Source organism: Pseudomonas sp. BP11-1-1, assembly GCF_052112105.1.
In the GTDB taxonomy this organism is placed as follows: domain Bacteria; phylum Pseudomonadota; class Gammaproteobacteria; order Pseudomonadales; family Pseudomonadaceae; genus Aquipseudomonas; species Aquipseudomonas alvandae.
Window position 1 is genome coordinate 117,221 of sequence record NZ_JAUTYU010000007.1, and the last position, 26,026, is coordinate 143,246.

Consider the following 26,026-nt stretch of genomic DNA (forward strand, 5'->3'; position numbering starts at 1 on the left):
GCAGTTCTCCAGCAAAAAGGTCCGGACAGCTTTGTAGGAGAGAGTGCCGATGCCAGTCGTTAATGACAAGCGACGAAGGGACTTTAAACCTTGTCAGGCAAAGCTAGTCTCATGGATAAGCCACACGACGGCTTGTCACTATCGCGCCCGCCAAAAGCAGGGCTATTGAGGTCATCATGAAAATCCGTGAGCTTGCCCAGCATTGGGAAGAAAACGCCAAGGGTCGCCTGACCCAGACCGGCTACACGATTCATCTCGACGTCGAGGCCGCGGCACGCCTGGCGGCCATCTGCGACATGTACCCCAAGCGCCACCCTGAAGAATTGCTCGGCGAGCTCATCGGCGCGGCACTGGAAGAGCTGGAAGCCAGCTTTCCCTACGTCAGGGGATCGCAGGTAGTGGCCACCGATGAAGAAGGCGATCCGCTGTACGAAGACGTCGGGCCGACCCCGCGGTTCCTCGCATTGTCCCGCCGCCATCTGCATGAACTTTCCTCGCAGAACGACAAATCCAAACACTGACTCCTGCCCCCTGTGGAGCTGCCGAGCGAAGCGAGGCTGCGATCGTTCTTCTGATACTCGAGTTCCGAGTGAAAGATCAAAAGATCGCAGCCCCGCTTCGCTCGGCAGTTCCTACACGCGCCTCGCCCAAAAAAATGCACGCCTCACGGCGCCCGTAATACCGCTGCACGCCTTGAAAGTTCAGCTTTTTTGCCCCTGACCGATCAGTCAGCAATTCTTTTGGCGAATGGCCATCCTTGCCTGAACTTTTGAAAAACGCCTCGGGTCACACCGAGTAACCATACTGGAACGGCCGTTTAAATAAACGCGCCCTGGCGCCCGCGCCAAAACAGACGTCACGGCTTCGGTCCCAGCATGGATTCGTGTTTTTTCAGGAGTTTTCCAATGGAGTTGAAGCCTATGAATACCTGCACTGCCAAACCCTCATCCACTGGCCTGCGCGGCCTGAAGTTGGCTGCCCTGGCTATCGGTAGCAGCTTCATCCTGGCCGGTTGTGCCGGCAATCCACCGTCGGAGCAATATGCGGTCACGCAATCGGCGGTCAACAGCGCCGTCAGCGCCGGTGGCACCGAGTTCGCCGCGGTGGAAATGAAATCGGCCCAGGACAAACTCAAGCAAGCCGAAATCGCCATGCACGACGAGAACTACGAAGAGGCCAAGCGTCTGGCCGAACAGGCCGAATGGGATGCCCGCGTCGCTGAGCGCAAGGCCCAGGCCGCCAAGGCCGAACAGGCTCTCAAGGACTCTCAGAAAGGGGTTCAGGAACTGCGTCAGGAAGGCATGAACAAGGTTCAGTAAACCGCTCACGCCACGACGTATTTCTCATTGATAAAAGGACGACAGACTATGACGCACAAACATTTCATGATGCCCGCCCTGCTTGCCGCCTGCGTATCCCTGGCCGCTTGCTCCCACGATCCGAACGCGAACCTGGAACAGGCCCGCACCAACTACAACGGGCTGCAGGCCGATCCGGCGGCGACCAAAGTGGCTGCGCTGGAAACCAAGGATGCCGCCGATTTCCTGGCCAAGGCCGACAAGGCCTACCTGGATAACGAAGACGAAGCCAAGGTCGACCAGTTGGCCTACCTGACCAACCAGCGTGTCGAAGTGGCCAAGCAGACCATCGCCCTGCGCAACGCCGAAGCCGAACTGAAAAACGCCGGTGACGAACGCGCCCGTGCATTGCTGGAAGCCCGTAACGCGCAGATCAAGCAGTTGCAGGACAGCCTCAACGCCAAGCAGACCGAGCGCGGTACCCTGGTGACCTTCGGCGACGTGCTGTTTGCCACCAACAAATCCGACCTGCGCACCAGCGGCATGACCAACGTGAGCAAGCTTGCGCAATTCCTCCAGGAAAATCCGGATCGCAAGGTGATCATCGAAGGCTACACCGACAGCACCGGCTCGGACTCCTACAACCAGTCGCTGTCCGAGCGCCGTGCCAGCTCAGTGCGCGCGGCCCTGGTGAAAATGGGCGTCGATCCAGCCCGCATCGTGACCCAGGGTTATGGCAAGGAATTCCCGGTCGCCGACAACACCAGCGTCTCGGGCCGCGCCATGAACCGTCGCGTGGAAGTGACCATCTCCAACGACAACCAGCCCGTCGCCCCGCGTTCGACCATGAGCGCCAACTGATCGGTTGAGTGAAACTGAAAAGCCCCGCCTGATTGAAGTCAGGCGGGGCTTTTTATCGGCCAACACAAATCCCCTTGTGGGAGCGGGCTTGCTCGCGAAAGCGTCCGGCCAGCTACATATGCAGTGACTGACGCACCGTTTTCGCGAGCAAGCCCGCTCCCACAGGGATTTGTGGTGTCGTTGGGATTGGATTACGGCTGCAGTTTCTGCGGGGTTTCCTGCCCCATGCACCGCACTGCACGCTTCTTCTCGTTGATCAACACACCGGTCAAGCCTTTCTGTTCGGTGTCGAACAACACCAGCACGCCGTCGATGCACTGGGCGACCTGCGGCGCCGGCTCCAGGGAGACCTTGTAGTCCTCGCCCGGCACGGTCTTGAGCATGGTGAACTGGTTGAGCAGCAACGCATCCTCGGGCTTGGCGAAATGCAGGTAGCCGTAGTACCACAGCACCGCGACAGTGCCGAGGATGCTGCAGATACCGGTGATGATCAGGGGAATGGCGTTACGTTCTTCGCTCATTGCGGGTTCTCGGATGATTCAACAGGGGATTTCGGATAATTAGGGACTTCACCCAGGCGGCGCAGGCCATCGAAATGCTGGGGGTCGTCAAGGTAGCGCAGCATCACCGTTCGCCAGGTCGGGTCGGCGAAGGTCTGCACATGCCCGCCGCGGGTCAGTTGCAACACCCTGGGCGGCGGCGCAGCTTGATACAAGCGGATGCCGTTGGAAAGAGGCACGATCGGGTCGTCGAGGCTGTGGTAGATCAGTTTTGGCACGCCGTTCAATTGCGCGATCGAGCCGATGGCGCTGTCACCGTCCGGCACCAGCCACGACAACGGCACTTGGAACGCCCAGGTCAGCCACGACGTGCCGAGGGCGAAACGCCCTACATCGCGGTAGCTGGCGGGCACCCCGTCCAGTACCAAAGCCTTGAGCTGCTGCTGGCGCTGGGGATGCTCGACCAGGTAATGCACCGCCAATGCGCCCCCCAGGCTCTGGCCGAGCAGCACCAACGGCTTGCCCCTGACCTCGGGCGCATCGTCGAGCCATTTGAATGCCGCATCGATGTCCTGGTAAATCGCCGGCAGGCTCGGCTCGCCTTCGGAAACGCCATAGCCACGGTAATCGACCATCAACACCTGATAACCCTGCTCCGGCAACCACCAGCTCCCACCGAGGTGCCAGGCCAGGTTGCCGCCATTGCCGTGCAGGTGCAGCACCGTGCCCTTGACCTCGACACCCGGCTTCACCGGCAGCCACCAGCCACGCAGCTTCAGCCCATCAGCAGTGGTCAGGGTGACGTCGCGGTATTCGAGCTTGGCCCGCTCCGGCGTGAACGGCAGGCCGCGTTCCGGGTAGAACAGCAAGGAGCTGCAACCGCCCAGGGCCAGCAGCAGGCAAATGATGCCGAGGTTTCGCATCCGGTGAAGCCTCGCAAGTTAGGACTAAACGCCGTCTTGTGGGAGCGAGCAGGCTCGCTCCCACAAGGAATGAGGTGTGGTTAAAGGATGTTCGAATAATCCGCTTCGATCCGATCCAGGCTCAGGTGGTTCAAGAAGTTGGAGAAGCACATCCAGGCCGACAGCGCATTCATGTCACGGAACTGCTCGGGCAGGTATTTCGGCGGTACGACCAGGCCTTCATCCACCAACTGGCGCAACGTACGCATGTCCTCCAGGGTGGTCTTGCCGCAGAACAGCAGCGGCACCTGCTCCAGCTTGCCTTTGCGCACGGCGAGCTGAATGTAGTTGTAAACCATGATGAAGCCCTTGAGGTAGGACAAGTCTTTGGTGAATGGCAGACCGGTCGGCACCGAGCCACGGAACACCCGGCTGGCGTTGCCGTAGCTTTCGGCCATTTCAAAACCCTGTTCGCGGAAGAACTCGAACACCTGCAGGAAATCGGCCCCCTCCTCCACCATATGAATGGCCCGGGTGCGGTTGGTGAGCTTGCGCAGGCGACTCGGGTAGGAGGCGAAGGTGATGATTTCCATGAGGATCGCCAGGCCTTCCTGGGTCACCGTCGACGAGGGCGGCCCTTTGGACAGGAAGGTGCAGATCGGCTGGTTCAAGCCATTGAGGGTGGTGCCGACGTGGACCAGCCCTTCGTGAACCTCAAGTGCACGCACGTCGCGCTCGTTGAACATCGCGTCGGTGCGGATCTTGATGTAGTCGGCGCCCGCCGCCGCGTCAGCAACGATGCCGTCGGACTCGAACACGCGGATGGTTTCCTCGGCTTCGCCGAACACCCGGTTGAGACGATGTTGCAACAGACCGACGGCTTCCTTGGCGCTGAGCACCTTGGGTTCGTCCTTGAGGTCGCCACGGCCGTCGATGTTATTCAGGTAATCGGAGAGCATCAGGCCCAGGTCGGCCAGGGTCGGGTCGCCAGCGTGGAAGGCGTCGGAGGCGGCGCCGTACAGTTCCTGGGAGATCAGCCCGAAATCCTCGGTACCGCGCGCTTCGAGCATGCGCACCACCATGCGGTATTCCTTGCACATGCGGCGCATGATCTGGCCAACCGGGTTGAACTGCCCGAGCTGGCGGGTGATGTCGCGCTCGATGTTCTGGAACTCCAGCTTCACTTTGCTGGAGTCGAACGACAGGGGGCGGTTGAGGTAATAATCGCGGTCCACCGCCGGCAGTTCCTTGCCCTTGGCCTTGAGAAACCCCTTGCGGACGTTCTCGTCCCACTTCACCGCGTCGAGAATGCGAATCGGCGTCTGCGCCAGCACAATGCGATCGGACAAGGTGCGTATCGTCTGCTGGTAATCGTCCACCCGGAACTCCTGTGAAAAAACGTCCGCTTATAACCGTTATTGGGATTTGACCAGTCGCTGGTAGCGCACGGCTTCCGAGAACACGTCGGAATTGGCCGGGTCATCGAGGTAGCTGAAAACCTTGCTCATGTCGCTGTCCACCAGCACGCCATCACCCTCTTCGCTCGGGTTCGGCTGGCCGCTGAGGAGCTTCTGGCCGATGGCCTGGTTGATCTGTTCCATGTCCAGGTTGTAGACCACCAGTTCCTGCTTGTCGGTCAGTTCGAAACCGGCGATGACGAAATGTCCGCCAAACCGGGCCGGCACTTTTGCCGACAGGTACCAGCGGCTGCCGTGGCGAGAGACCGTCAGGGGAATGGCTTCGCGCTCCTGGGGCCTGGCCCTGAAATAACTGATGGCCTGGTAGCGGTGCTTGCCCACCTTCGTCAGCTCCAGGTTCAACGGTTCGCCCCAGGCGTTGGTGCTGGTCCAGTGGCCGAGCAGGCCCTTGGGCGCGGCTTCGCTGTCGGGCAATGGCGCCTTGAACGACACCAGGCAACCACTGAGCAACAGCAACGACACGGCCAGTACAACGGCACGCCAGGCTTTCATTGAAACTCCCTATGGTCTGTGGCGAGGGGATTTATCCCCGCTGGGCTGCGAAGCAGCCCCCTTTGCAGTCAGCTCCGTTAGCCAGATGTACCGAGTTGGCTGGTTTTGGGGCCGCTTCGCAGCCCAACGGGGATAAATCCCCTCGCCACAGGGGACTGTGGTAACCCTAAAAGGGCTACACCGACGCCAGTACCAAGTGCATGTAGCGGGTCAGGATGCCGAGCATGTCTTCTTCGGCTACCGGCTCGGCGCCATTGAGCAAGCCCTGATATTCCATCCGTCCGATAATCGCCGTCAACACTTTGGCATCCTGTTGCGGCTCGCGCGAGCCCAGAACCTGGAAAAACTGACACGTGCCGTGCAACAGGATTTGCTGATGAGAGCGTACCAGCACCGCCAGTCGCGGGTTGAGCAACGCTTCCTGGCGGAACGCTTGTTCGGCCATCAGGTAGTCGCGACGGCTCTGCAGTTGATGCTGCACGTAATCAGCGGTCATCCGCGCGATGTCGTCGGCCAATTGCGAGCGCGACTCGGCGCTGCCGTCCCCATAGGCGACCATCTCGCGCAGCAAGCCCTCGTTATTGGCCCACAACTTGGCCATGAAGGCCGCGCTGCGCTCCACGTATTGGGCGAAGGTATCGGTGAGCAGGTCATCGATGTCCTTGAAGTAATACGTGGTGGCCGACAGCGGCACGCCCGCTTCGGCGGCCACCGCACGGTGTCGCACCGCCCGCACGCCATCGCGCACGACAATGCGCATGGCCGCGTCGAGAATCTTCTGTCGGCGCTGTTCACTGCCCTGTCGGCTGGCCTTGCGACCTTGGTACTGAACACTTTCAGCCACAGCAGTGGCGACGCCCGCTGCACCTTCTTGAGCCATTGCACGATTCACGACAGGTCTTTCCTCGCTGTTTCAGAAGTAACCAATTGATACGTTTGTACCAGACAGGCAATAAAAAGCCGCCCATCGAGGCGGCTTTTTATTTGAAGCATTTACGCTTGGGGCCGCATGTGCGGGAAGAGGATGACATCGCGGATCGACGGTGAGTTGGTCAGCAACATCACCAGGCGATCGATGCCAATGCCCTCGCCGGCTGTTGGCGGCATGCCGTATTCCAAGGCACGGACGAAGTCGGCGTCGTAGTGCATGGCTTCGTCGTCGCCGGCGTCCTTGTCGGCCACCTGGGCCATGAAGCGCTCGGCCTGGTCTTCCGCGTCATTGAGCTCGGAGTAGGCGTTGGCGATTTCACGACCACCGATGAACAGCTCGAAGCGGTCGGTCACGCTTGGGTTCTCGTCGTTGCGACGGGCCAGAGGCGACACTTCGAACGGGTACTGGGTGATGAAGTGCGGCTGCTCCAGCTTGTGCTCGACCAGCTCTTCGAAAATCATCACTTGCAGCTTGCCCAGGCCTTCGAAGCCGAGCACCTTGGCGCCGGCCTTCTTGGCGATGGCGCGGGCCTTGTCGATGTCCTGCAGGTCGGCGGCGGTGATTTCCGGGTTGTACTTGAGGATCGAGTCGAACACCGACAAACGCACGAACGGCTCGCCGAAGTGGAACACCTTGTCGCCGTACGGCACGTCGGTGCTGCCCAGGACCAACTGCGCCAGCTCGCGGAACAGTTCCTCGGTCAGGTCCATGTTGTCTTCGTAGTCGGCGTAGGCCTGGTAGAACTCGAGCATGGTGAACTCTGGGTTGTGCCGGGTCGAAACGCCTTCGTTACGGAAGTTGCGGTTGATCTCGAAGACTTTTTCGAACCCGCCGACCACCAGGCGCTTGAGGTACAGCTCCGGCGCGATACGCAGGAACATTTCCATGTCCAGGGCGTTGTGGTGGGTTTCGAACGGCTTGGCCGCCGCGCCGCCAGGGATGGTCTGCAACATCGGCGTCTCGACTTCGAGGAAGTCACGCTTCATAAGGAAGCTGCGGATGTGGGCGATGACTTGCGAACGCACGCGGAAGGTCTGGCGCACCTCTTCGTTGACGATCAGGTCGACGTAGCGCTGGCGGTAGCGCTGCTCGGTGTCGGTCAGGCCGTGGTGCTTGTCCGGCAATGGGCGCAGGGACTTGGTCAGCAGGCGCACGTTGGTCATTTCGACGTACAGGTCGCCCTTGCCGGAGCGGGCCAGGGTGCCTTCGGCAGCGATGATGTCGCCCAGGTCCCAGGTCTTGACGGCGGCCAGGGTTTCTTCCGGCAGGGTCTTGCGATTGACGTAGACCTGGATGCGCCCGGTCATGTCCTGAATCACCATGAACGAACCACGGTTGAGCATGATGCGACCGGCAACCTTGACCGGAATCGCCGCCTCGGCCAGCTCTTCCTTGGTCTTGTCCGCGTACTTCTTCTGCAGGACGTCGCAATACGCGTCGCGGCGGAAGTCGTTGGGGAAGGCCTGGCCCTTGGCGCGCTCGGCAGCAAGCTTTTCCTTGCGCAGGGCGATCAGGGAGTTTTCTTCCTGTTGCAGGGCTTGCGGGTCGAGTTCTAGGTCGCTCATGTCTTTAAGGTTTCCATCACAGGTTCGTTGCCCCCGGCCCCGGGGCCGGAGTTTGCGGGCAGGCCTCGCTCCCATGGAAGCGTGCCTGCCCACCGCGTGGGTGTCGCGTTACAGCCCTTGCTTGAGGCTGGCGATCAGGTATTCATCGATGTCGCCGTCGAGCACTTTGTCGCAGTCGCTGCGTTCGATGCTGGTGCGCAGGTCCTTGATCCGCGAGGCGTCGAGCACGTACGAGCGGATCTGGTGACCCCAGCCGATGTCGGACTTGGTGTCTTCCAGGGCCTGGGACGCGGCGTTGCGCTTCTGCACTTCCTGCTCGTACAAGCGGGCCCGCAGCATCTTCATCGCAGTGTCTTTGTTCGCGTGCTGGGAACGCTCGTTCTGGCAACTGACCACGGTGTTGGTCGGTACGTGGGTGATCCGCACGGCCGAGTCGGTGGTGTTGACGTGCTGGCCACCGGCCCCGGAGGAACGGTAGGTGTCGATGCGCAGGTCGGCCGGGTTGATCTCGATTTCGATGTTGTCATCGATTTCCGGCGAGACGAATACCGCCGAGAACGAGGTATGGCGACGGTTGCCGGAGTCGAACGGGCTCTTGCGCACCAGGCGGTGCACGCCGATCTCGGTCCGCAGCCAGCCGAAGGCGTATTCGCCCTTGATGTGCACGGTGGCGCCCTTGATCCCGGCGACTTCACCGGCCGACAGTTCCATGATGGTCGCGTCGAAACCGCGTTTGTCGGCCCAGCGCAGGTACATGCGCAGCAGGATGTTGGCCCAGTCCTGGGCTTCGGTGCCGCCGGAACCGGCCTGGATGTCCAGGTAGGCGTTGTTCATGTCCATCTCGCCGCTGAACATGCGACGGAATTCCAGCTTGGCGAGGTTCTCGTCCAGGCGCGTCAGCTCGGCGACGACATCACCGACCGCGCCTTCGTCGTTCTCTTCGACAGCCATGTCCAGCAGGTCGCGGCAATCGGCCAGGCCACTGGACAATTCGTCCAGGGTCTCGACGATCTGCGCCAGCGCAGAACGCTCGCGGCCCAGCTCCTGGGCGTACGAAGGGTTGTTCCAGACATTCGGATCTTCAAGCTCGCGATTGACTTCGGTCAGGCGCTCATGCTTTTGATCGTAGTCAAAGATACCCCCGAATAGTTTCGGAGCGCTCGGACAGGTCCTTGATGGTGTTCAGGATCGGGTTGATTTCCATGGCGGGCAGCACTCGTTGGCGAACTTTTGAAAGCCGGCGAGTATAACGTAATCAGGCGCCAGCGGCAGCCCGCCTGGCGGCTTTAGGGGGAATGAGATTCAGCGCACTGTGGCGAGGGGATTTATCCCCGTTGGGCTGCGAAGCAGCCCCAAATGCAGTCAACTCAGTTTTCCTGGCACACCGAGTTGCCGGGTTTTAGGGCTGCTTCGCAGCCCAGCGGGGATAAATCCCCTCGCCACAATAAACCGCTCCGCCACAAAGGGAACCCTGCCAAGCCGGAGTTTATTCGACTCCAACCCGATTGCGCCCATTGTGCTTGGCCATGTACAGCCCCTTGTCCGCCGCGGAAATCAACTCCCGGCAATCGCTGCCCTGCTGCGGAGTGAAGGTCGAGACGCCGATGCTGATGGTCAGGTTCTCGCCTCCGTCAGGCGTGGTGTGGGGGATTTTCAGGGCGACGACGCTCTGGCGCAGTTTTTCGGCCATCAGCCGCGCACCGCCAGGGGACGTGCCAGGCAAGACCAGCGCGAACTCCTCGCCGCCATAGCGGGCCGGCAGGTCGGAAGGCCGACTGCATGACTCGCGGATCGCCGTGGCGACCTTGCGCAGGGCTTCATCACCCTCGAGGTGGCCGAAGTTGTCGTTGTAGGACTTGAAGTAATCCACGTCGATCATCAACAACGACAGCTGAGATTGGTCCCGCAGCGCCCTTCTCCACTCCAGTTCCAGGTATTCATCGAAGTGCCGGCGGTTCGACAGGCCGGTCAGGCCATCGGAGTTCATCAGCCGTTGCAACACCAGGTTGGTGTCCAACAACTGCTGCTGGCTGACCCGCAACGCGCGAAAGGCCGCGTCGCGCTGCAAGAGCATTTTGTAGGAGCGGGAGTGATAGCGGATGCGCGCCACCAGTTCGATGTTGTCCGGCAATTTGACCAGATAGTCGTTGGCCCCGGCGGCGAACGCCGCGCTCTTGATCAACGGGTCCTCCTTGGTCGACAGGACGATGATCGGAATGTCACGGGTCGCCGGATGACTGCGGTACTCGCGCACCAGGCTCAGGCCGTCGAGGCCTGGCATCACCAGGTCCTGGAGGATCACCGTCGGCTTGATGCGCACGGCGTGGGCGATGGCCTGGTGCGGATCGGAGCAGAAATGGAAATCGATGTTCTGTTCGTTCGACAGCCCGCGTCGCACCGCCTCGCCGATCATCGCCTGGTCGTCGACGAGCAGCACCATGGCGGCATTCTCATCGCGCTTGAAATCGTCGAGCTGTAGATCATTCATGGGGGCTCACCTGAATACTGCCTAGGGTGCGGGGGTTGGTCATTGGGTGAAAATCTCCACCAAGCGTGGCGCTATTTTATCCAGCGCCAGGATCTGCGCAGCCGCGTCGATGGCCACCGCCGCCTTGGGCATGCCGTATACCGCGCTGCTCTGCTGGTCCTGGGCGATGGTCACGCAGCCCTGCTGACGCATGAGTTTAAGCCCTTGCGCACCGTCGCGGCCCATGCCGGTGAGCAAGACGCCCACCGCATCACCGCTCCAGAAGTTGGCGACACTCTCGAAAAACACATCGATGGAAGGCCGATAGATCTCATTGACCGGCTCGGCGGTGTAGGCCAGCGTGCCATTTTTCAACAGGCGCAAATGATGATTGGTCCCGGCCAACAGCACCGTGCCGCTTTGCGGCGTCTCGCCCTGGCGAGCCAGGCGGACGTTGAATCCCGACACGCCGCTGAGCCACTCGGCCATGCCAGCGGCGAACACCTCGTCCACATGCTGGACCAGCACGATCGCCGGGGCGAAGTCGCGCGGCAGCCCCTTGAGCAGCACTTCCAACGCCGCCGGGCCGCCAGCCGACGATCCGATCGCCACCAGGCTGTTGCGTGACACCGACGCCCGCTGGGCAGCCGGCGTGACGCGCTCGCGGTTGCCACGCTCGCCGATCAGCCAGCCGATGTTGGCGATCTTGCGCAACAGCGGTGCCGCGGCGTCCTCGGGCCTGCCGACGCCCAGGGCCGGGGTATCGACCACATCGAGGGCACCGTGGCCCATGGCCTCGAACACGCGATGGACGTTCTGCTGGCTGTCGCCGGTGACGATCACGATGGCGCATGGCGTGTCGGCCATGATCCGCCGGGTCGCCTCCACGCCATCCATGATCGGCATGAACAGGTCCATCAGGATCAGGTCCGGCGTGTATTCATGACAACGCTGCACGGCCTCGGCGCCGTTGGCGGCCACCCAGACCAGCTGATGCGCGGGCTCGAACGCCAGCGCACGGCGCAGGGCCTCGACCGCCAGGGGCATGTCATTGACGATGGCGATCTTCAAGCGCGTGCTCCTCCGATCAATTCGACCACGGCGTCGAGCAAGGCGTCGTCATGGAAGCTCGCCTTGGCTAGATAATAGTCGGCCCCGGCGTCCAGGCCACGGCGACGATCTTCCTCGCGATCCTTGTAGGAAACCACCATCACCGGCAGCGATTGCAAGCGGTTGTCGCGCCGCAGCAGCGACACCAGTTCGATACCGTCCATGCGCGGCATGTCGATGTCGGTGATGAGCAAATCGAAATCCTCCGAGCGCAACGCGTTCCAGCCGTCCATGCCGTCCACCGCCACCGCCACGTCATAGCCGCGATTGAGCAGCAGCTTGCGCTCCAGTTCTCGTACCGTCAGGGAATCATCGACCACCAGGATCCGCTTGCGCGGGGCCTGGGCTTCGTTTTGCCGGGCGATGCGTTCCAATCGTCCGGTATCGAGCAGCTTGTCCACCGAGCGCAGCAGGTCTTCCACATCGACAATCAGCACCACCGAGCCGTCGTCGAGCAACGCCCCGGCGGAAATGTCCTGGACCTTGCCCAGGCGCTCGTCCAACGGCAACACCACCAGCGTCCGCTCACCGATGAACCGTTCCACCGCGACGCCATAGATGACCTCTCGTTCGCGGATCACCACGACCTTGAGGACCTGGCCGTTGTTGGGCGTCACCGGACGATTGAGCAATTGCGTGGCGGCCACCAGGCCAACATGGCGCCCCTCATGCCAGAAGTGCTGGCGGCCTTCGACCTGGACGATGTCTTGCGGCGCGAGGTCGCACATGCGCTCGATATGGGCCAAGGGGAACGCGTAGGCTTCGCCGCCGACTTCCACCACCAGGCTGCGCACCACCGACAACGTCAGCGGCACTTCCAGGTGGAAACGACTGCCGGCGCCCGCCGTCTGCTCCAACACCACCGCGCCGCGCAACTGCCGGACCATATGCTGGACCGCATCCAGGCCGACTCCGCGCCCGGACACTTCAGTGACCTTGTCCCGCAGGCTGAAGCCCGGCAGGAACAGGAAGGTCAGCAGTTCCTCTTCGCTCAGGCTGGCGGCGGTCTGCTCGGGAGAAAGCCCGCGCTCGACAATCGTCCGCCGCACCCGCTCCAGGTCCACGCCCGCGCCATCATCCGCCAGTTCCAGTACCAACAGGCCGGCCTGATGGGAGGCGCGCAGGCGAATCAAGCCTTCGGCGGGCTTGCCTGCCAGCACCCGTTGCTCGGGCATCTCGATGCCGTGGTCGACGGCGTTACGCAGCAGATGCGTCAGCGGCGCCTCGAGTTTTTCCAGTACGTCGCGATCGACCTGGGTTTTCTCGCCTTCGATTTCCAGGCGCACCTGTTTGCCCAGGCTGCGCCCCAAGTCCCGCACCATCCGCGCCTGCCCCGCAAGCACATCGGCAAACGGTCGCATGCGACAGGCCAGTGCCGTGTCGTACAACACTTGTGCCCGCTGGCTGGCCTGCCAGGCGAACTCATCCAGCTCAGCGGTTTTCTGCGCGAGCATCTGTTGGGTTTCGGCCAGCAGCCGCCGCGCATCGTTGAGGGCTTCCTGGGCTTGCAGGCTCAGCGCGTGATCCTTGAGATGCACGTTCAGGTCTTCGAGGGCGCGCAGGCCATTGCTTTGCTGGCGCCTGATCCGTTGCATCGTCGCCAGCCAGGGCTTGAGGCGCTGGGTTTCGACGAGGGATTTGCTCGACAGGTCCAACAGGCTGTTAAGGCGTCCGGCCGTGACCCGCAAGACGCGCTCGCCGCCCTCGGTGGTGCGTTTTTTCTTGGCGGTCGGTTCCAGCGGTTCCATGGACATCGGCTCGGGCGCTTCGCTACGCACGGGTTCGGCGGGTATCTCGATGGTCGGCGCCATGACGGTGGGAGTCGGAGCTGGCGTTGCGGACGGATCCAGCAGGTGCCCCAACAACCCGACATAGGCCTCGATGTCCTCGGCAGAAACGCTGTTGCCGGGGGTCGCGATACGCGTCAGCAAGTCCGTGCCCTGCAGCAGCGCGTCGATATGCTCGGCGCGCAAGACCAGCCGCCGCTCCTGGGCGCTGACCAGGCAATCTTCCATCACATGGGCCACGCTGACGCCGGCATCGACCCCGACGATTCGCGCCGCGCCCTTGAGCGAATGGGCCGCACGCATGCACGACTCCAGGTGATCGGCCTGGGTCGGATCGCGCTCCAAGGCCAGCAAACCGGCACTCAATACCTGGGTCTGGGCTTCGGCTTCCAGGCTGAACAGCTCCAGCAACGAGGCATCGCGCATCTGGTCGGGGGTCATGACAGGCTCCGGGACACCGCGGACAGCAATTGCTCTTCGTCCAGCCAACGCAGGCTGCGTCCTTTGTACTGCAACACGCCACGGGTGTACTTGCCCGCCGATGGCGAAGCGTTCGCCAGGATGCGCTCGTCGATGGCATGGATGCCGTCCACTTCATCGACTGGCATCAGCACCGGCCCACCTTGGGCGGCGACGATCAGCATGCGTGGCATGATCCGCCCACCGGAGGGCGCCGGCGAACCCGGCTCCAACCCCAGCAGTTCTACCAACGACAGGCAGGCCACCAGGGCGCCGCGTACATTCGCCACCCCCAGCAGGGCTCGCGAACGCTGGTGGGGCAACGAATGGATCGCCTGCAAGGGCGCCACTTCCACCAGGCTGCGGGTGCTCAGGCCGAGCCACTCTTCACCCAGGCGGAACATCAGCAGCGAGCGCGTGACAATATCGCTGTCGACCGGGGCATAAACCAGCTCCCGCTCATCCTGGCGCAGCGCATAACGGTCGAGCAAACGGGTGGCGGCCGCCGAGTACACCGAGCAATTGCGGCAATGGATGTGCTCGGCCAGCAAGGGACAGGATTTGTCGCCATGCACGCCGATGCGGTTCCAGCAGTCGTCGATGGCCTGGGCGTCGTCATGGGTCACGTTATAGGAAGCCGAACCGCTCATCGTTTGTGCTCACTGTCTGCCGCGCGACCACTGCGGGCCGCACGTTCCTGCAATCGACGGGCGCCGACCGCGTCTCCCTGGGAAGCCAGCAGCGCCGCCAGATGCACCAGGGCCTCGGCGTGTTGCGGCTCAAGATAGAGCGTCTTGCGATAAAACCCCTGGGCCTCCAGCGCATTGCCGGCCATATCGCTGAGCAGGCCCAGCCAATAGAAAACCTGGGCGTTTGGCGCGTGGCTGCGCAGATATTCTTCGCACACCGCACGCGCCTCGGCGCTCTTGCCACCGTTGGCCAGGGCGGCGATGTTGGCCAGCAACGTCGCGGCGTCGCTGCTTTTCGGTTCGGTAATCGGCGTCACACTCGCGGCGAACGGGCGCGGCCGACTCACGGGCGCAGCGACGCGCGATGGCGGCTGGCGGATCGGCAGCGGCGTCGGCATCAACGTGGGCAACGGCTGCGGCTCCGGTGCGCCCTGGCGGCTGAAGGCGAACGACTGGGCAACGCCGATCGAACGCATGCCCAGCCGTCCGAGCAAACTGCCCTCGGCGGGACCGATGAACAGCACGCCGTCCTGATGGGTCAGGCGCTTGAGCACCTCGAACACCTGCTGCTGGGTCGGCTGGTCGAAATAAATCAGCAGATTGCGGCAGAACACGAAGTCGTAGGGGGCCTCGTTTACCAGCAACGCCGGATCCAGCACGTTCCCCGTTTGCAGGCGCACCTGTTCGCGTACCCGCTCGTCGAGGCGATAGCCTTCGTCTTCGGCATTGAAATATCGCTCCCGAAAGCCAATGTCCGCGCCACGGAAAGAGTTGCGGCCGTAACGCGCTTGCCTGGCCTTGTCCACGGACAAGGGACTGACGTCCATGCCATCGACCTTGAACTGATGCGGCCCCAGGCCTGCATCGAACAAAGCCATGGCGATCGAGTACGGTTCCTCGCCAGTGGAACACGGCAGGCTGAGGATACGCAGGGCACGCAGGTGCTTGATGTCGGCCAGGCGCTGGGTTGCCAGCCGAGCCAACGTCGCGAAGGACTCGGGGTAGCGGAAGAACCACGTCTCCGGAACGATCACCGCTTCAATCAGCGCCTGTTGCTCCTGGGCGGAGTGCTGCAAGCTTTGCCAGTAGTCATCGGTGGTTCGACCGGGCACGGCAAGGACCCGCTGGCGCACAGCCCGTTCGATAATGGCGGGGCCGACGGAGGTCACGTCCAGGCCGATGCGTTCCTTGAGGAAGTCGAAGAATCGCTGGTCGCTGTTCATGCCCGTTCCTCGAAGTCATCGGGACTTAGCGGCGGCGAGGGAAACAGCAGCGCGCGAACGGATTCGTCGAGCAAGTCGTTGACCCGCACCCATTGCATCATTCCTTGTGCATCTTCGCGTACCGGACCGAGGTAAGGCGCCTGGCGATTGTCCAGGCCATAGGGTTTGAAATCCGCCGGATCACAGCGCAAGGTGTCGGTGGCCTGCTCCAATATCAAGCCCAGCACCTGTCCGGTTTGCTGCGCCCCCGGCCGATACTGCACCAGTACCAGCCGGGTGCTGGTGCGCGCCTCGGCGCTCTGGCCGAAGGTCAACGCGCACAGATCGATCACCGGCACCACCACGCCGCGCCAGGCAAATACCCCCGCGACCCAGGACGGCGTCCGGGCGATCGGCTTGAGTGGCAGGCGCGGCAATACTTCCACCACATCGGTGGCTTGCAGGGCGTAGCGCTCGTTACCGATGCAAAACATCAGGAACAACGTCTGCCGGGCCGCCGAAACGGCGCCACGGCGGGCTTCTGGCTCGCTCATCAGACTTTGAAACGCGAAACGCCGCTGCGCAGTCCCACGGCCACCTGACTGAGTTCGTCGATGGCGGAACTGGCCTGGCGCAGGGACTCCACGGTCTGGCTACTGGCATCGCCCAATTGCACCAGCGCGTGGTTGATCTGCTCGGCACCGGTGGCCTGGGCCTGCATGCCCTCGTTGACCATCAGCACCCGCGGCGCCAGGGCCTGGACTTGATGGATGATCTGCGACAGCTGTTCGCCCACCTGCTGCACTTCGGCCATGCCTCGGCGCACTTCCTCGGAGAATTTGTCCATGCCCATCACGCCAGCCGAAACAGCGGACTGGATTTCACGGACCATCTGCTCGATGTCGTAGGTGGCAACAGCGGTCTGGTCGGCCAGGCGGCGCACTTCGGTGGCAACGACGGCAAACCCGCGACCGTACTCGCCCGCCTTCTCGGCCTCGATGGCGGCGTTGAGGGACAACAGGTTGGTCTGGTCGGCCACCTTGACGATAGTGACGACCACCTGGTTGATGTTGCCGGCCTTCTCGTTGAGGATCGCCAGTTTCGCGTTGACCAGGTCGGCGGCGCCCATCACCGAATGCATGGTGTCTTCCATGCGCGCCAGGCCTTGCTGTCCGGAGCCGGCGGCGACCGAGGCCTGGTCGGCGGCGGTGGACACTTCAGTCATGGTGCGCACCAGGTCGCGGGACGTGGCGGCGATTTCTCGGGAGGTCGCACCGATCTCGGTGGTGGTCGCTGCGGTTTCAGTGGCCGTGGCCTGTTGCTGCCGGGACGTCGCGGCGATCTCGGTCACCGACGTGGTGACCTGGACGGATGAGCGCTGGGCCTGGGACACCAGGGCAGTCAGCTCGGCCATCATGTCGTTGAAACCGGTCTCCACCGCGCCGAATTCGTCTTTGCGCGCCAGGTTCAGGCGTCCGCTCAGGTCACCGCTGCGCATCACTTCGAGGATCTCGACGATGCGGCTCATCGGCGCCATGATCGCGCGCATCAGCAACAGGCCACACAACAAGGCGATGACCAGCGCAACCAGGAATGACAGGCCCATGGCGACCTTGGCGGCCGTCACCGCATCATCAATGGTTTGCATGGCCGTTTCAGCCAGGTCACGGTTGCGGTCGATAATCTGATTCAAATGTCCGCGGCCACCCAACCATGCAGGCGTCAGCTCTTTATCCAGCGCCAGCCGCGCCCCTTCGTAATCCTTGCGCTGGTAAAGATCCAGGACCTTGGCCACGGCCTGGTTGAAGGCTTGGTGATAGCCCTCGAACTCATCGAACGACGCCTGGTCGGCAGGGTTCTGTATCAGTTTTTGATAGTTCTGGATTTCTTCGCGCAGATGCTGCTCGAAGCCTTGATAGCGGACCTTGTCCTCCGCGGTGATTTCCCGGTTCCCGGAGAGGCCGACGATCTGCTGGGTCAAGACATAGCTGTCTACCCAGCCGCCACGGATCATGGAGCTGTAGTAAACCCCGGGCACCGCATCGACCCGTACCTTTTCTTCACTTTCCTGGATCTTCCACAACCGTGAAAACGAGACAATCACCATCAGCAGCATGATGGCGATGATCACCGCAAAACTCGCCAGGATGCGTTGGCGCAATGTCCAATTCTTCACAGTAAAACCTCGGGACGCTTTGAATTGCCGGGAGTATAGCCGAGGGAGGCGGTGCGTCTGCATGGCGGTTGAGGGAGATTTTTGAAACCGTTTGCTCAAGCGTGAAACACGCACCGTGGCGAGGGAGCTTGCTCCCGCTCGGCGGCGCAGCCGCCGTCAACCGACCGAAAGGGTCCATTGGGAAACGCTGTTGGGGCGGCTTCGCCACCCAGCGGGAGCAAGCTCCCTCGCCACGGTGCGGTGAACTCAATAACATTGGACAACACAACACCATTGAGGGAGGTTAGGCAGCAGCCTGGCGCACCTGCTTCTCCAGTTCTGCCTTCAGCCCCGGCTCCAGCTTGAGTTGGCGCGCCAGTTCGTCGAGGTAGGATTTCTCCATGAAGTTTTCCTCGTCCACCAGCATCACGCTGGCGATGTACATTTCCGCGGCAATTTCCGGCGTGCTGGCCGCTCGGGCCACATCGGCAGGGTCCAGGGGTTTGTTGAGTTCGGCGTGCAACCAGTGCTGCAGTTCCTGGTCGTTGTCGAGCTTGGTGAATTCACCTTCGATCAATTGCCGCTCCCGCTCGTCCACATGGCCGTCAGCCTTGGCCGCCGCGACCAGGGCCTTGAGGATCGCCTGGCTGTGTTGCTCGACTTGCCCCGCCGGGACGCGGTCCAGGGTCTGCGGCTCGGTCTTCGGCGCGTTGCCCTGCTGGGCCTGCCAGTTGCCATAAGCCTTGTAGGCAATCACCCCCAACGCAGCCAAGCCGCCATAAGCCAAGGCCTTGCCACCGAAGTTGCGGGCCTTCTTGTTACCCAGCAGCAACCCCATGGCCCCGGCGGCCAACGCTCCGCCGCCCGCGCCGGAAAGCATTCCGCCCAGGTTGCCGGAGCCGCCGAGCAACCCGCCCAGGCCGGAAGACGGCTTGCCCTGCGAACCGCCCGCCTTGTTCTGCAGCAGTTCCTGGCCGGACTTGAGAAGCTGATCGAGCAATCCACGGGTGTTCATTTGTTGCCTCCACGTTTTCAGGTCAACTTGAGGCCACCAGCCTAGATCGAAAGTGCCCTGTCGCCCTTGCCGAGATTGCTTCCAGATGTTGCCTGGCACGTCCAGCGTCAGCGCCGGCTCCCATTCTAAAAAAACGATATACACTCGGGGACATCGATAAATTCGCCCCCGGGTATCCCGCCATGATGACGCTGCGCCAGATCCGCCATTTCATAGCCGTGGCCGAAACCGGCTCGATCTCCGCCGCTGCGCAGACTGCATTCATCTCCCAATCCACCCTGACCCTGGCCATCCAGCAATTGGAGGAAGAGATCGGCGTCAGCCTGTTCAGTCGGCACGCCAAGGGCATGACATTGACGCACCAGGGGCACCAATTCCTGCGCCAGGCCCACCTGATCCTGGCCACCGTCGACAATGCCAAGCGCAGCCTGCAACAAAGCACCGACCAAGTGGCTGGCCAAGTCACCGTCGGCGTGACCAGCCTTGTCGCCGGTTACTACCTGGCGGACCTCTTGACCCGTTTCCAGCGCGCCTATCCTAACGTGGCGATCCGCGTCATGGAGGACGAACGACCTTATATCGAGCATCTGCTGGTCAGCGGCGAAATCGATGTCGGCGTCCTGATCCTGTCCAACCTCGAAGACCGCCACGCCCTGCAGACCGAAGTGCTGACCCACTCACCGTATCGCTTGTGGCTGCCGGCCCAACACCCGCTGCTGGAACACGACAGCATCAACCTGGCGGAGGTGGCCCGGGAGCCACTGATCCAGCTGAACGTCGACGAGATGGATCGCAACGCGCAACGCCTCTGGCGCGGCGCCGGCCTGCAACCGCAGGTCACGCTGCGCACCGCCTCGACCGAAGCGGTGCGCAGTCTGGTGGCCGCCGGGCTGGGCGTGTCGATCCAGCCGGACATGACCTATCGTCCGTGGTCGCTGGAGGGCGACATCATCGAGGCACGCCCAATTGCCGACCTCAACCAGACGCTCGACGTCGGCCTGGCGTGGCGCCGGGGCACGGCGCGACCGGCGTCGGTCGATCCATTCCTGACCGTCGCTCGGGAGCAACGCCCAAGCGGGCGCAAGCCATCTATTTAATCGAACGCAGCCTTGAGTATTTCGAATTTGTCGGCCTTGCGGCTGAGCACTAGTCTTGCTGCATCGCCACAATCCCTTGTGTGAGAACAATCCATTGTGGGAGCGAGCTTGCTCGCGATGGCGGTGTGACAGGCGACATCGATTCGACTGATACACCGCCATCGCGAGCAAGCTCGCTCCCACAGGTTCTTTGTTTCAACTGAGACCTATAAAAAATGGCCGGCACGCAAAACCCGTTCTGTACCGCGTTGCTGATCGACGGAGCGTTGGTCCCCGGCGAAGGCGTTGTCGAGCCGATCCTCAACCCCGCCACCGGTGAAGTACTCGTCCACATCGCCGAGGCCAGCCTCGAACAGGTCGAGACCGCGATCCTCGCCGCCCACCACGCCTTCCCCGACTGGTCACGCACCACGCCGCAACACCGCTCGAACCTGCTGCTGGAAATCGCCAGCACCATCGAAAAAAACGCCGACGAACTGGCCCGCCTCGAATCACTGAACTGCGGCAAGCCGCTGCACCTGGCCCGCCAGGATGACTTGAGCGCCACGGTGGACGTGTTCCGTTTCTTTGCCGGCGCCGTGCGCTGCCAGACCGGCCAGCTCAGCGGTGAATACCTGCCCGGCTACACCAGCATGGTGCGCCGCGACCCGCTGGGCGTGGTGGCATCGATTGCGCCGTGGAACTACCCGATCATGATGGCAGCCTGGAAAATCGCCCCGGCCCTGGCCGCCGGCAACACCTTGGTGTTCAAGCCTTCGGAGCACACCCCGCTGTCGATCCTGGCCCTGGCGCCAACGTTGGCGGAGATCCTGCCGCGCGGCGTCATCAATATCATCTGCGGTGGCGGTGAAGGCGTCGGCAGCCACTTGGTCAGTCATCCGAAGGTGCGCATGGTCTCGTTGACGGGGGATATCGTCACCGGGCAGAAGATCCTCCAGGCCGCCGCGAAAACCCTCAAGCGCACGCATCTCGAACTGGGCGGCAAGGCCCCGGTGATTGTCTGTGACGACGCCGACCTGCGGGCGGTGGTCGAGGGTGTGCGCACCTATGGCTATTACAACGCCGGCCAGGATTGCACCGCGGCCTGCCGGATCTACGCCCAGGCCGGCATTCATGACCAACTCGTGGCCGAACTCGGTGCGGCGGTCGGCAGCCTGCGCTTTGCCGGCAAGCGCGACGCCGACAACGAAATCGGCCCGCTGATCAGCGTCCGCCAACGCGACCGGGTCGCCAGTTTTGTCGAGCGTGCCCTCGGCCAACCGCATATCGAACGCATCACAGGTGCGGCGGTGCATTCCGGCGCCGGTTTCTTTTACCAGCCGACACTGCTGGCCGGCTGCAAGCAAAGTGATGAGATCGTCCAGCGCGAGGTATTCGGACCGGTCGTCACCGTGACCCGCTTCGACGAACTCAGCCAGGCGGTGGATTGGGCCAATGATTCGGAATATGGCCTGGCGTCCTCGGTGTGGACCCAGAACCTCGACAAGGCGATGCAGGTGGCGGCGCGGCTGCAATACGGCTGCACCTGGATCAACAGCCATTTCATGCTGGTCAGCGAAATGCCCCACGGCGGACTGAAACGTTCGGGCTATGGGAAAGACCTGTCCAGCGACTCGCTGCAGGACTACAGCGTGGTGAGACACATCATGGCCAGGCATGGCCAGCATCTCTAGATAACAGCACTACTCTAATAACAAGCCATTCGTGGCGCTTCACCGGTTCAAAACTGCCCCGACCATAATTAAAGCAAGAGGGATTTCCATGTACGCGCACAAGACCGTATTGCTCAGTGCAATCACCACGGCGTTGCTGACCAGCGTCAGCCTGCAGGCCGCCGAACCGCTCAAGGCCGTTGGTGCTGGCGAAGGCCAACTGGATATCGTCGCCTGGCCGGGCTACATCGAACGCGGTGAAAGCGACAAGGCCTACGACTGGGTCACCGGCTTCGAGAAGGAAACCGGCTGCAAGGTCAATGTGAAAACCGCCGCGACGTCCGATGAAATGGTCAGCCTGATGACCAAGGGCGGCTACGACCTGGTGACCGCCTCGGGCGACGCGTCGTTGCGGCTGATTGCCGGCAAGCGGGTGCAACCGATCAACACCGCACTGATCGCCAACTGGAAAAACCTCGACCCGCGCCTCAAGGATGCGCCGTGGTACGTGGTCAACCAACAGACCTACGGCACCCCGTACCAATGGGGCCCGAATGTACTGATGTACAACACCAGCGTGTTCAAGCAGGCACCGACCAGTTGGAGCGTGCTGTTCAACGCCCAGGATTTGCCCGACGGCAAGCCGAACAAGGGCCGCGTGCAAGCCTACGATGGCCCGATCTACATCGCCGACGCGGCGCTGTACCTCAAGACCGCCAAGCCTGAGCTGGGTATCAAGGACCCGTACCAACTCGACGAGGCCCAATACAAGGCGGTGCTCGAATTGCTGCGGGGCCAACAGCCGTTGATCCATCGCTACTGGCATGACACCACCGTGCAGATGAGCGATTTCAAGAACGAAGGCGTGGTGGCGTCCGGCGCCTGGCCGTATCAGGTCAACGGCCTGATGAACGAGAAACAGCCGATCGCCTCGACCATTCCGAAAGAAGGTGCCACCGGCTGGGCCGACACGACGATGCTACATGCCGAGGCCAAGCACCCGAACTGCGCCTACAAATGGATGGATTGGTCGCTGCAACCGAAAGTCCAGGGCGACGTCGCCGCGTGGTTCGGCTCCTTGCCTGCGGTGCCGGCGGCGTGCAAGGGCAGCGAGCTGCTGGGCGCCGAAGGTTGCAAGACCAACGGCTTCGATCAGTTCGACAAGATCGCGTTCTGGAAAACCCCACAGGCCGAGGGCGGCAAGTTCGTGCCGTACAGCCGCTGGACCCAGGATTACATTGCGATCATGGGCGGACGTTAAGCGCAGCCGAACACTGTTTTTGTGGCGAGGGGATTTATCCCCGCTGGGCGGCGAAGCAGCCCCAAAGCAGGCGACTCAATCTGTCTGATACCCACAGGTGTCAGGTTTTGGGGGGCTTCGCCCCCAGCGGGGATAAATCCCCTCGCCACGAGTCCGTGCCTGTCCCCTGGTAATGATTTAACGAAAGCCCGCTTTTCCGGAGCCCGCACCATGACGCTTGCAGTCCAGTTCACCCACGTTTCCCGTCAGTTCGGCGAGGTGAAGGCCGTTGACCGGGTCTCCATCGATATCCAGGACGGCGAGTTCTTTTCCATGCTGGGCCCTTCCGGCTCGGGCAAGACCACGTGCCTGCGGCTGATCGCCGGGTTCGAGCAGCCCAGTGCCGGTTCGATCCGCATCCACGGTGAAGAAGCCACCGGGCTCGCGCCTTATCAGCGCGACGTCAACACGGTTTTCCAGGACTACGCCCTCTTTCCCCACATGAACGTGCGCGACAACGTGGCCTACGGTTTGAAAGTCAAAGGCGTGGCCAAGGCAGAACGAATCAAGCGCGCCGACGAAGCGCTGGAGATGGTTGCCCTGGGCGGCTATGGCGAGCGCAAGCCGGTGCAGCTTTCAGGCGGCCAGCGCCAACGCGTCGCCCTGGCCCGCGCGCTGGTCAATCGTCCTCGGGTGTTGCTGCTGGATGAACCGCTGGGCGCCCTCGACCTGAAGTTGCGCGAACAAATGCAGGGCGAGTTGAAGAAGCTGCAACGCCAGCTGGGCATCACCTTCATTTTCGTCACCCACGACCAGACCGAAGCGCTGTCGATGTCGGATCGCGTCGCGGTCTTCAACAAAGGTCGGATCGAACAAGTCGATACCCCACGCAACCTCTATATGAAACCGGCAACCACCTTCGTTGCCGAGTTCGTCGGCACCTCCAACGTGATCCGTGGCGAACTGGCCCGGCAATTGAGCGGTCATCCACAGCCGTTTTCGATTCGCCCGGAGCATGTGCGTTTCGCCGAAGGCCCGCTGGCCGGCCATGAAATCGAAATCCAGGGCCTGCTCCATGACATCCAGTACCAGGGCAGCGCCACGCGTTACGAGCTGAAACTCGACAACGGCCAGACGCTGAACCTCAGCCAGGCCAATACCCAATGGGTGGACAACGCGACCCAATACCAGACCGGCCAGCAGCTCACCGTGCGCTGGGCCCGCGAGGCAATGATCGCCCTGAATGACACCGGGGCCGAGGTCTGAAAATGAATACCTTGGCTCTCACGCGAACGCCCGCCCCCGGCTCACCGCTGCGGCGATTTTCCAACGTGCTGTACCGACGCCCCAACCTGTACCTGTCGATGTTGCTGGTGCCACCGCTGATCTGGTTCGGCGCAATCTACCTGGGTTCGCTGCTGACCTTGCTGTGGCAGGGTTTCTACACCTTCGACGACTTCACCATGGCGGTCACGCCGGACCTGACCCTGGCGAACTTCGCGGCGCTGTTCCAACCGTCGAATTTCGACATCATCGTGCGCACCCTGGCCATGGCAATCGTGGTGTCCATCGCCAGCGCCATCGTCGCCTTCCCGATTGCCTATTACATGGCGCGCTACACCAGCGGCAAGACCAAGGCGTTTTTCTACATCGCGGTGATGCTGCCGATGTGGGCCAGCTACATCGTCAAGGCTTACGCCTGGACGCTGCTGCTGGCCAAGGGCGGCGTGGCGCAGTGGTTCGTCCAGCACCTGGGCCTGGGCCCTGTGTTGCAGTTCGTGCTGGGGATTCCCGGCGTGGGCGGCAGCACCTTGTCCACCTCACACCTGGGGCGCTTCCTGGTGTTCGTCTACATCTGGCTGCCATTCATGATCCTGCCGATCCAGGCGTCCCTGGAGCGTCTGCCGCCGTCGCTGCTGCAAGCCTCGGCGGACCTTGGCGCCAAGCCCCGCCAGACGTTCATGCAAGTGATCCTGCCGTTGTCGATCCCGGGAATTGCCGCCGGCTCGATCTTCACGTTCTCGCTGACCCTGGGGGATTTCATCGTGCCGCAACTGGTGGGACCGCCAGGGTATTTCGTCGGCAGCATGGTCTACGCCCAGCAAGGCGCCATCGGCAACATGCCCATGGCCGCGGCGTTCACGCTGGTGCCCATCGTGCTGATCGCCATCTACCTTTCCATCGTCAAGCGACTGGGGGCTTTCGATGCACTCTGACTCTCAAGCGTCGTGGGGCTTGCGGATCGCGGCATGGGGCGGGCTGGTGTTCCTGCACTTTCCGATCCTGATCATCTTCCTGTATGCCTTCAATACCGAAGACGCTGCGTTCAGCTTTCCGCCCAAGGGGCTGACATTGAAGTGGTTCAGCGTGGCCTTCTCGCGCCCCGACGTGCTGGAGGCGATCAAGCTGTCCTTGCAGGTCGCCGCTGTCGCGACGCTGATTGCCATGGTGCTCGGCACATTGGCCTCGGCAGCGCTGTACCGCCGGGACTTCTTCGGCAAACAGGGCATTTCGCTGATGCTGATCCTGCCGATCGCCCTGCCGGGAATCATCACCGGCATCGCCCTGCTGGCAACGTTCAAGACCCTGGGCATAGAGCCCGGGATGTTCACCATCATTGTCGGGCACGCGACTTTTTGCGTGGTGATCGTCTACAACAACGTTATCGCCCGCCTGCGCCGCACGTCCCACAGCCTGATCGAGGCCTCGATGGACCTGGGCGCCGACGGCTGGCAGACCTTTCGCTACATCGTCCTGCCTAACCTGGGGTCGGCGCTGCTGGCCGGCGGAATGCTCGCGTTTGCCCTGTCGTTCGACGAAATCATCGTCACCACCTTCACCGCCGGCCACGAGCGCACTTTGCCGCTCTGGCTGCTCAACCAGCTCAGCCGCCCTCGCGACGTGCCGGTGACCAACGTGGTGGCGATGCTGGTGATGATGGTGACGATGTTGCCGATATTGGGCGCGTATTACCTGACGCGCGGGGGTGAAAGCGTGGCGGGGAGTGGCGGGAAATAATCAATGAAGATCGCTCATCGCAGGAACCGCAATCCTGTGGGAGCGAGCTTGCTCGCGAATGCGTCGTGTCAGTCGCTGCAAAGGTGAATGACCTACCACTATCGCGAG

Annotated in this window: 24 protein-coding genes; 9 read left to right on the forward strand and 15 right to left on the reverse strand. The window is 62.3% G+C overall.

Features of this window, described 5'->3' with window-relative positions; genetic code table 11:
* The first annotated feature begins 176 nt into the window (after positions 1-176).
* The 3 genes from Q7C33_RS16350 (at position 177) to Q7C33_RS16360 (ending at position 2,159) form a co-directional block, all read left to right on the forward strand.
* Entirely contained in the window at positions 177-521 is a 345-nt protein-coding gene (locus Q7C33_RS16350) for a hypothetical protein (RefSeq protein WP_030139522.1), read from the forward strand.
* 384 nt (positions 522-905) lie between these two features.
* The gene (locus tag Q7C33_RS16355; protein WP_014336761.1) at positions 906-1,319 is read left to right on the forward strand and encodes a DUF4398 domain-containing protein; all 414 of its coding nucleotides are present in this window, start codon (positions 906-908) and stop codon (positions 1,317-1,319) included.
* A 48-nt stretch (positions 1,320-1,367) separates the two neighbouring features.
* Positions 1,368-2,159, forward strand: coding sequence for an OmpA family protein (locus Q7C33_RS16360; protein ID WP_407683787.1), 792 nt, complete (start codon positions 1,368-1,370; stop codon positions 2,157-2,159).
* Positions 2,160-2,350: 191 nt separating this feature from the next.
* Here the strand turns inward: Q7C33_RS16360 and Q7C33_RS16365 are convergent, their stop codons facing one another.
* The 15 genes from Q7C33_RS16365 to Q7C33_RS16435 form a co-directional block, all read right to left on the reverse strand.
* On the reverse strand, positions 2,351-2,680 hold the full coding sequence (locus tag Q7C33_RS16365; RefSeq protein ID WP_030139524.1) for a hypothetical protein: 330 nt from the start codon (positions 2,678-2,680) through the stop codon (positions 2,351-2,353).
* Positions 2,677-3,582, reverse strand: coding sequence for an alpha/beta hydrolase (locus Q7C33_RS16370; protein WP_407683788.1), 906 nt, complete (start codon positions 3,580-3,582; stop codon positions 2,677-2,679). Before Q7C33_RS16370 ends, Q7C33_RS16365 begins: the two co-directional genes overlap by 4 nt.
* 80 nt (positions 3,583-3,662) lie before the next feature.
* Positions 3,663-4,940, reverse strand: a complete 1,278-nt coding sequence (locus Q7C33_RS16375; RefSeq protein WP_198796326.1) for a flavohemoglobin expression-modulating QEGLA motif protein — start codon at positions 4,938-4,940, stop codon at positions 3,663-3,665.
* A 36-nt stretch (positions 4,941-4,976) separates the two neighbouring features.
* The gene (locus tag Q7C33_RS16380) at positions 4,977-5,531 is read right to left on the reverse strand and encodes a hypothetical protein (RefSeq protein WP_264432771.1); all 555 of its coding nucleotides are present in this window, start codon (positions 5,529-5,531) and stop codon (positions 4,977-4,979) included.
* A 175-nt stretch (positions 5,532-5,706) separates the two neighbouring features.
* Entirely contained in the window at positions 5,707-6,423 is a 717-nt protein-coding gene (locus tag Q7C33_RS16385) for a TetR/AcrR family transcriptional regulator (protein WP_030139528.1), read from the reverse strand.
* A gap of 101 nt (positions 6,424-6,524) precedes the next feature.
* Positions 6,525-8,027 (reverse strand): lysine--tRNA ligase, encoded by a 1,503-nt coding sequence (lysS, locus tag Q7C33_RS16390; protein WP_198796325.1) that lies wholly within the window; start codon positions 8,025-8,027, stop codon positions 6,525-6,527.
* A gap of 108 nt (positions 8,028-8,135) precedes the next feature.
* Positions 8,136-9,231 (reverse strand): peptide chain release factor 2 gene (gene prfB / locus Q7C33_RS16395; protein ID WP_095963568.1). Its coding sequence is split into 2 segments (ribosomal slippage): positions 8,136-9,158 and positions 9,160-9,231, totalling 1,095 coding nucleotides; the frame shifts between segments, so codons are not numbered across the junction.
* Positions 9,232-9,513: 282 nt separating this feature from the next.
* Positions 9,514-10,515 (reverse strand): response regulator, encoded by a 1,002-nt coding sequence (locus tag Q7C33_RS16400; RefSeq protein ID WP_198796324.1) that lies wholly within the window; start codon positions 10,513-10,515, stop codon positions 9,514-9,516.
* Between the two features lie 39 nt (positions 10,516-10,554).
* Positions 10,555-11,565, reverse strand: a complete 1,011-nt coding sequence (locus tag Q7C33_RS16405; protein WP_323156005.1) for a chemotaxis response regulator protein-glutamate methylesterase — start codon at positions 11,563-11,565, stop codon at positions 10,555-10,557.
* Positions 11,562-13,832: a hybrid sensor histidine kinase/response regulator gene (locus tag Q7C33_RS16410; protein ID WP_198796322.1), complete on the reverse strand. Its 2,271-nt coding sequence runs from the start codon at positions 13,830-13,832 to the stop codon at positions 11,562-11,564. The genes Q7C33_RS16405 and Q7C33_RS16410 overlap by 4 nt, the downstream gene beginning before the upstream one ends.
* Positions 13,829-14,500, reverse strand: coding sequence for a chemotaxis protein CheW (locus Q7C33_RS16415; RefSeq protein WP_198796321.1), 672 nt, complete (start codon positions 14,498-14,500; stop codon positions 13,829-13,831). The genes Q7C33_RS16410 and Q7C33_RS16415 overlap by 4 nt, the downstream gene beginning before the upstream one ends.
* Complete coding sequence (locus Q7C33_RS16420) at positions 14,497-15,762, reverse strand: CheR family methyltransferase (protein ID WP_407683789.1); 1,266 nt, start codon at positions 15,760-15,762, stop codon at positions 14,497-14,499. The genes Q7C33_RS16415 and Q7C33_RS16420 overlap by 4 nt, the downstream gene beginning before the upstream one ends.
* Positions 15,759-16,295: a chemotaxis protein CheW gene (locus tag Q7C33_RS16425; protein WP_198796319.1), complete on the reverse strand. Its 537-nt coding sequence runs from the start codon at positions 16,293-16,295 to the stop codon at positions 15,759-15,761. The genes Q7C33_RS16420 and Q7C33_RS16425 overlap by 4 nt, the downstream gene beginning before the upstream one ends.
* On the reverse strand, positions 16,295-17,980 hold the full coding sequence (locus tag Q7C33_RS16430) for a methyl-accepting chemotaxis protein (protein WP_407683790.1): 1,686 nt from the start codon (positions 17,978-17,980) through the stop codon (positions 16,295-16,297). Before Q7C33_RS16430 ends, Q7C33_RS16425 begins: the two co-directional genes overlap by 1 nt.
* Before the next feature lie 220 nt (positions 17,981-18,200).
* Positions 18,201-18,911: a tellurite resistance TerB family protein gene (locus Q7C33_RS16435; protein WP_030139537.1), complete on the reverse strand. Its 711-nt coding sequence runs from the start codon at positions 18,909-18,911 to the stop codon at positions 18,201-18,203.
* Positions 18,912-19,093: 182 nt separating this feature from the next.
* On the opposite strand from Q7C33_RS16435, the gene Q7C33_RS16440 reads away from it, so the two are divergent.
* The 6 genes from Q7C33_RS16440 (at position 19,094) to Q7C33_RS16465 (ending at position 25,918) form a co-directional block, all read left to right on the forward strand.
* Positions 19,094-20,008: a LysR family transcriptional regulator gene (locus tag Q7C33_RS16440; RefSeq protein WP_030139538.1), complete on the forward strand. Its 915-nt coding sequence runs from the start codon at positions 19,094-19,096 to the stop codon at positions 20,006-20,008.
* Positions 20,009-20,223: 215 nt separating this feature from the next.
* Positions 20,224-21,681: a gamma-aminobutyraldehyde dehydrogenase gene (locus Q7C33_RS16445; RefSeq protein ID WP_030139539.1), complete on the forward strand. Its 1,458-nt coding sequence runs from the start codon at positions 20,224-20,226 to the stop codon at positions 21,679-21,681.
* 88 nt (positions 21,682-21,769) lie between these two features.
* Positions 21,770-22,921 (forward strand): putative ABC transporter substrate-binding protein YdcS, encoded by a 1,152-nt coding sequence (ydcS, locus tag Q7C33_RS16450; RefSeq protein ID WP_030139540.1) that lies wholly within the window; start codon positions 21,770-21,772, stop codon positions 22,919-22,921.
* 210 nt (positions 22,922-23,131) lie between these two features.
* Entirely contained in the window at positions 23,132-24,166 is a 1,035-nt protein-coding gene (locus tag Q7C33_RS16455) for an ABC transporter ATP-binding protein (RefSeq protein ID WP_030139541.1), read from the forward strand.
* 2 nt (positions 24,167-24,168) lie between these two features.
* The gene (locus Q7C33_RS16460) at positions 24,169-25,116 is read left to right on the forward strand and encodes an ABC transporter permease (protein ID WP_030139542.1); all 948 of its coding nucleotides are present in this window, start codon (positions 24,169-24,171) and stop codon (positions 25,114-25,116) included.
* Positions 25,106-25,918 carry an ABC transporter permease gene (locus Q7C33_RS16465; protein WP_030139543.1) on the forward strand — a complete coding sequence of 271 codons (813 nt, stop codon included), beginning with the start codon at positions 25,106-25,108 and terminating at the stop codon, positions 25,916-25,918. The genes Q7C33_RS16460 and Q7C33_RS16465 overlap by 11 nt, the downstream gene beginning before the upstream one ends.
* Positions 25,919-26,026 lie beyond the last annotated feature (108 nt).

Excerpts from the sequence above, each read along its gene's own strand:
- Q7C33_RS16350 (WP_030139522.1), top strand. The coding sequence starts at position 177 with ATGAAAATCCGTGAGCTTGCCCAGCATTGGGAAGAAAACGCCAAGGGT.
- Q7C33_RS16355 (WP_014336761.1), top strand. The coding sequence starts at position 906 with ATGGAGTTGAAGCCTATGAATACCTGCACTGCCAAACCCTCATCCACT.
- Q7C33_RS16360 (WP_407683787.1), top strand. The coding sequence starts at position 1,368 with ATGACGCACAAACATTTCATGATGCCCGCCCTGCTTGCCGCCTGCGTA.
- Q7C33_RS16365 (WP_030139524.1), bottom strand. The coding sequence starts at position 2,680 with ATGAGCGAAGAACGTAACGCCATTCCCCTGATCATCACCGGTATCTGC.
- Q7C33_RS16370 (WP_407683788.1), bottom strand. The coding sequence starts at position 3,582 with ATGCGAAACCTCGGCATCATTTGCCTGCTGCTGGCCCTGGGCGGTTGC.
- Q7C33_RS16380 (WP_264432771.1), bottom strand. The coding sequence starts at position 5,531 with ATGAAAGCCTGGCGTGCCGTTGTACTGGCCGTGTCGTTGCTGTTGCTC.
- lysS (WP_198796325.1), bottom strand. The coding sequence starts at position 8,027 with ATGAGCGACCTAGAACTCGACCCGCAAGCCCTGCAACAGGAAGAAAAC.
- Q7C33_RS16400 (WP_198796324.1), bottom strand. The coding sequence starts at position 10,515 with ATGAATGATCTACAGCTCGACGATTTCAAGCGCGATGAGAATGCCGCC.
- Q7C33_RS16410 (WP_198796322.1), bottom strand. The coding sequence starts at position 13,832 with ATGACCCCCGACCAGATGCGCGATGCCTCGTTGCTGGAGCTGTTCAGC.
- Q7C33_RS16415 (WP_198796321.1), bottom strand. The coding sequence starts at position 14,500 with ATGAGCGGTTCGGCTTCCTATAACGTGACCCATGACGACGCCCAGGCC.
- Q7C33_RS16420 (WP_407683789.1), bottom strand. The coding sequence starts at position 15,762 with ATGAACAGCGACCAGCGATTCTTCGACTTCCTCAAGGAACGCATCGGC.
- Q7C33_RS16425 (WP_198796319.1), bottom strand. The coding sequence starts at position 16,295 with ATGAGCGAGCCAGAAGCCCGCCGTGGCGCCGTTTCGGCGGCCCGGCAG.
- Q7C33_RS16430 (WP_407683790.1), bottom strand. The coding sequence starts at position 17,980 with ATGCAGACGCACCGCCTCCCTCGGCTATACTCCCGGCAATTCAAAGCG.
- Q7C33_RS16435 (WP_030139537.1), bottom strand. The coding sequence starts at position 18,911 with ATGAACACCCGTGGATTGCTCGATCAGCTTCTCAAGTCCGGCCAGGAA.
- Q7C33_RS16440 (WP_030139538.1), top strand. The coding sequence starts at position 19,094 with ATGATGACGCTGCGCCAGATCCGCCATTTCATAGCCGTGGCCGAAACC.
- Q7C33_RS16445 (WP_030139539.1), top strand. The coding sequence starts at position 20,224 with ATGGCCGGCACGCAAAACCCGTTCTGTACCGCGTTGCTGATCGACGGA.
- ydcS (WP_030139540.1), top strand. The coding sequence starts at position 21,770 with ATGTACGCGCACAAGACCGTATTGCTCAGTGCAATCACCACGGCGTTG.
- Q7C33_RS16455 (WP_030139541.1), top strand. The coding sequence starts at position 23,132 with ATGACGCTTGCAGTCCAGTTCACCCACGTTTCCCGTCAGTTCGGCGAG.
- Q7C33_RS16460 (WP_030139542.1), top strand. The coding sequence starts at position 24,169 with ATGAATACCTTGGCTCTCACGCGAACGCCCGCCCCCGGCTCACCGCTG.
- Q7C33_RS16465 (WP_030139543.1), top strand. The coding sequence starts at position 25,106 with ATGCACTCTGACTCTCAAGCGTCGTGGGGCTTGCGGATCGCGGCATGG.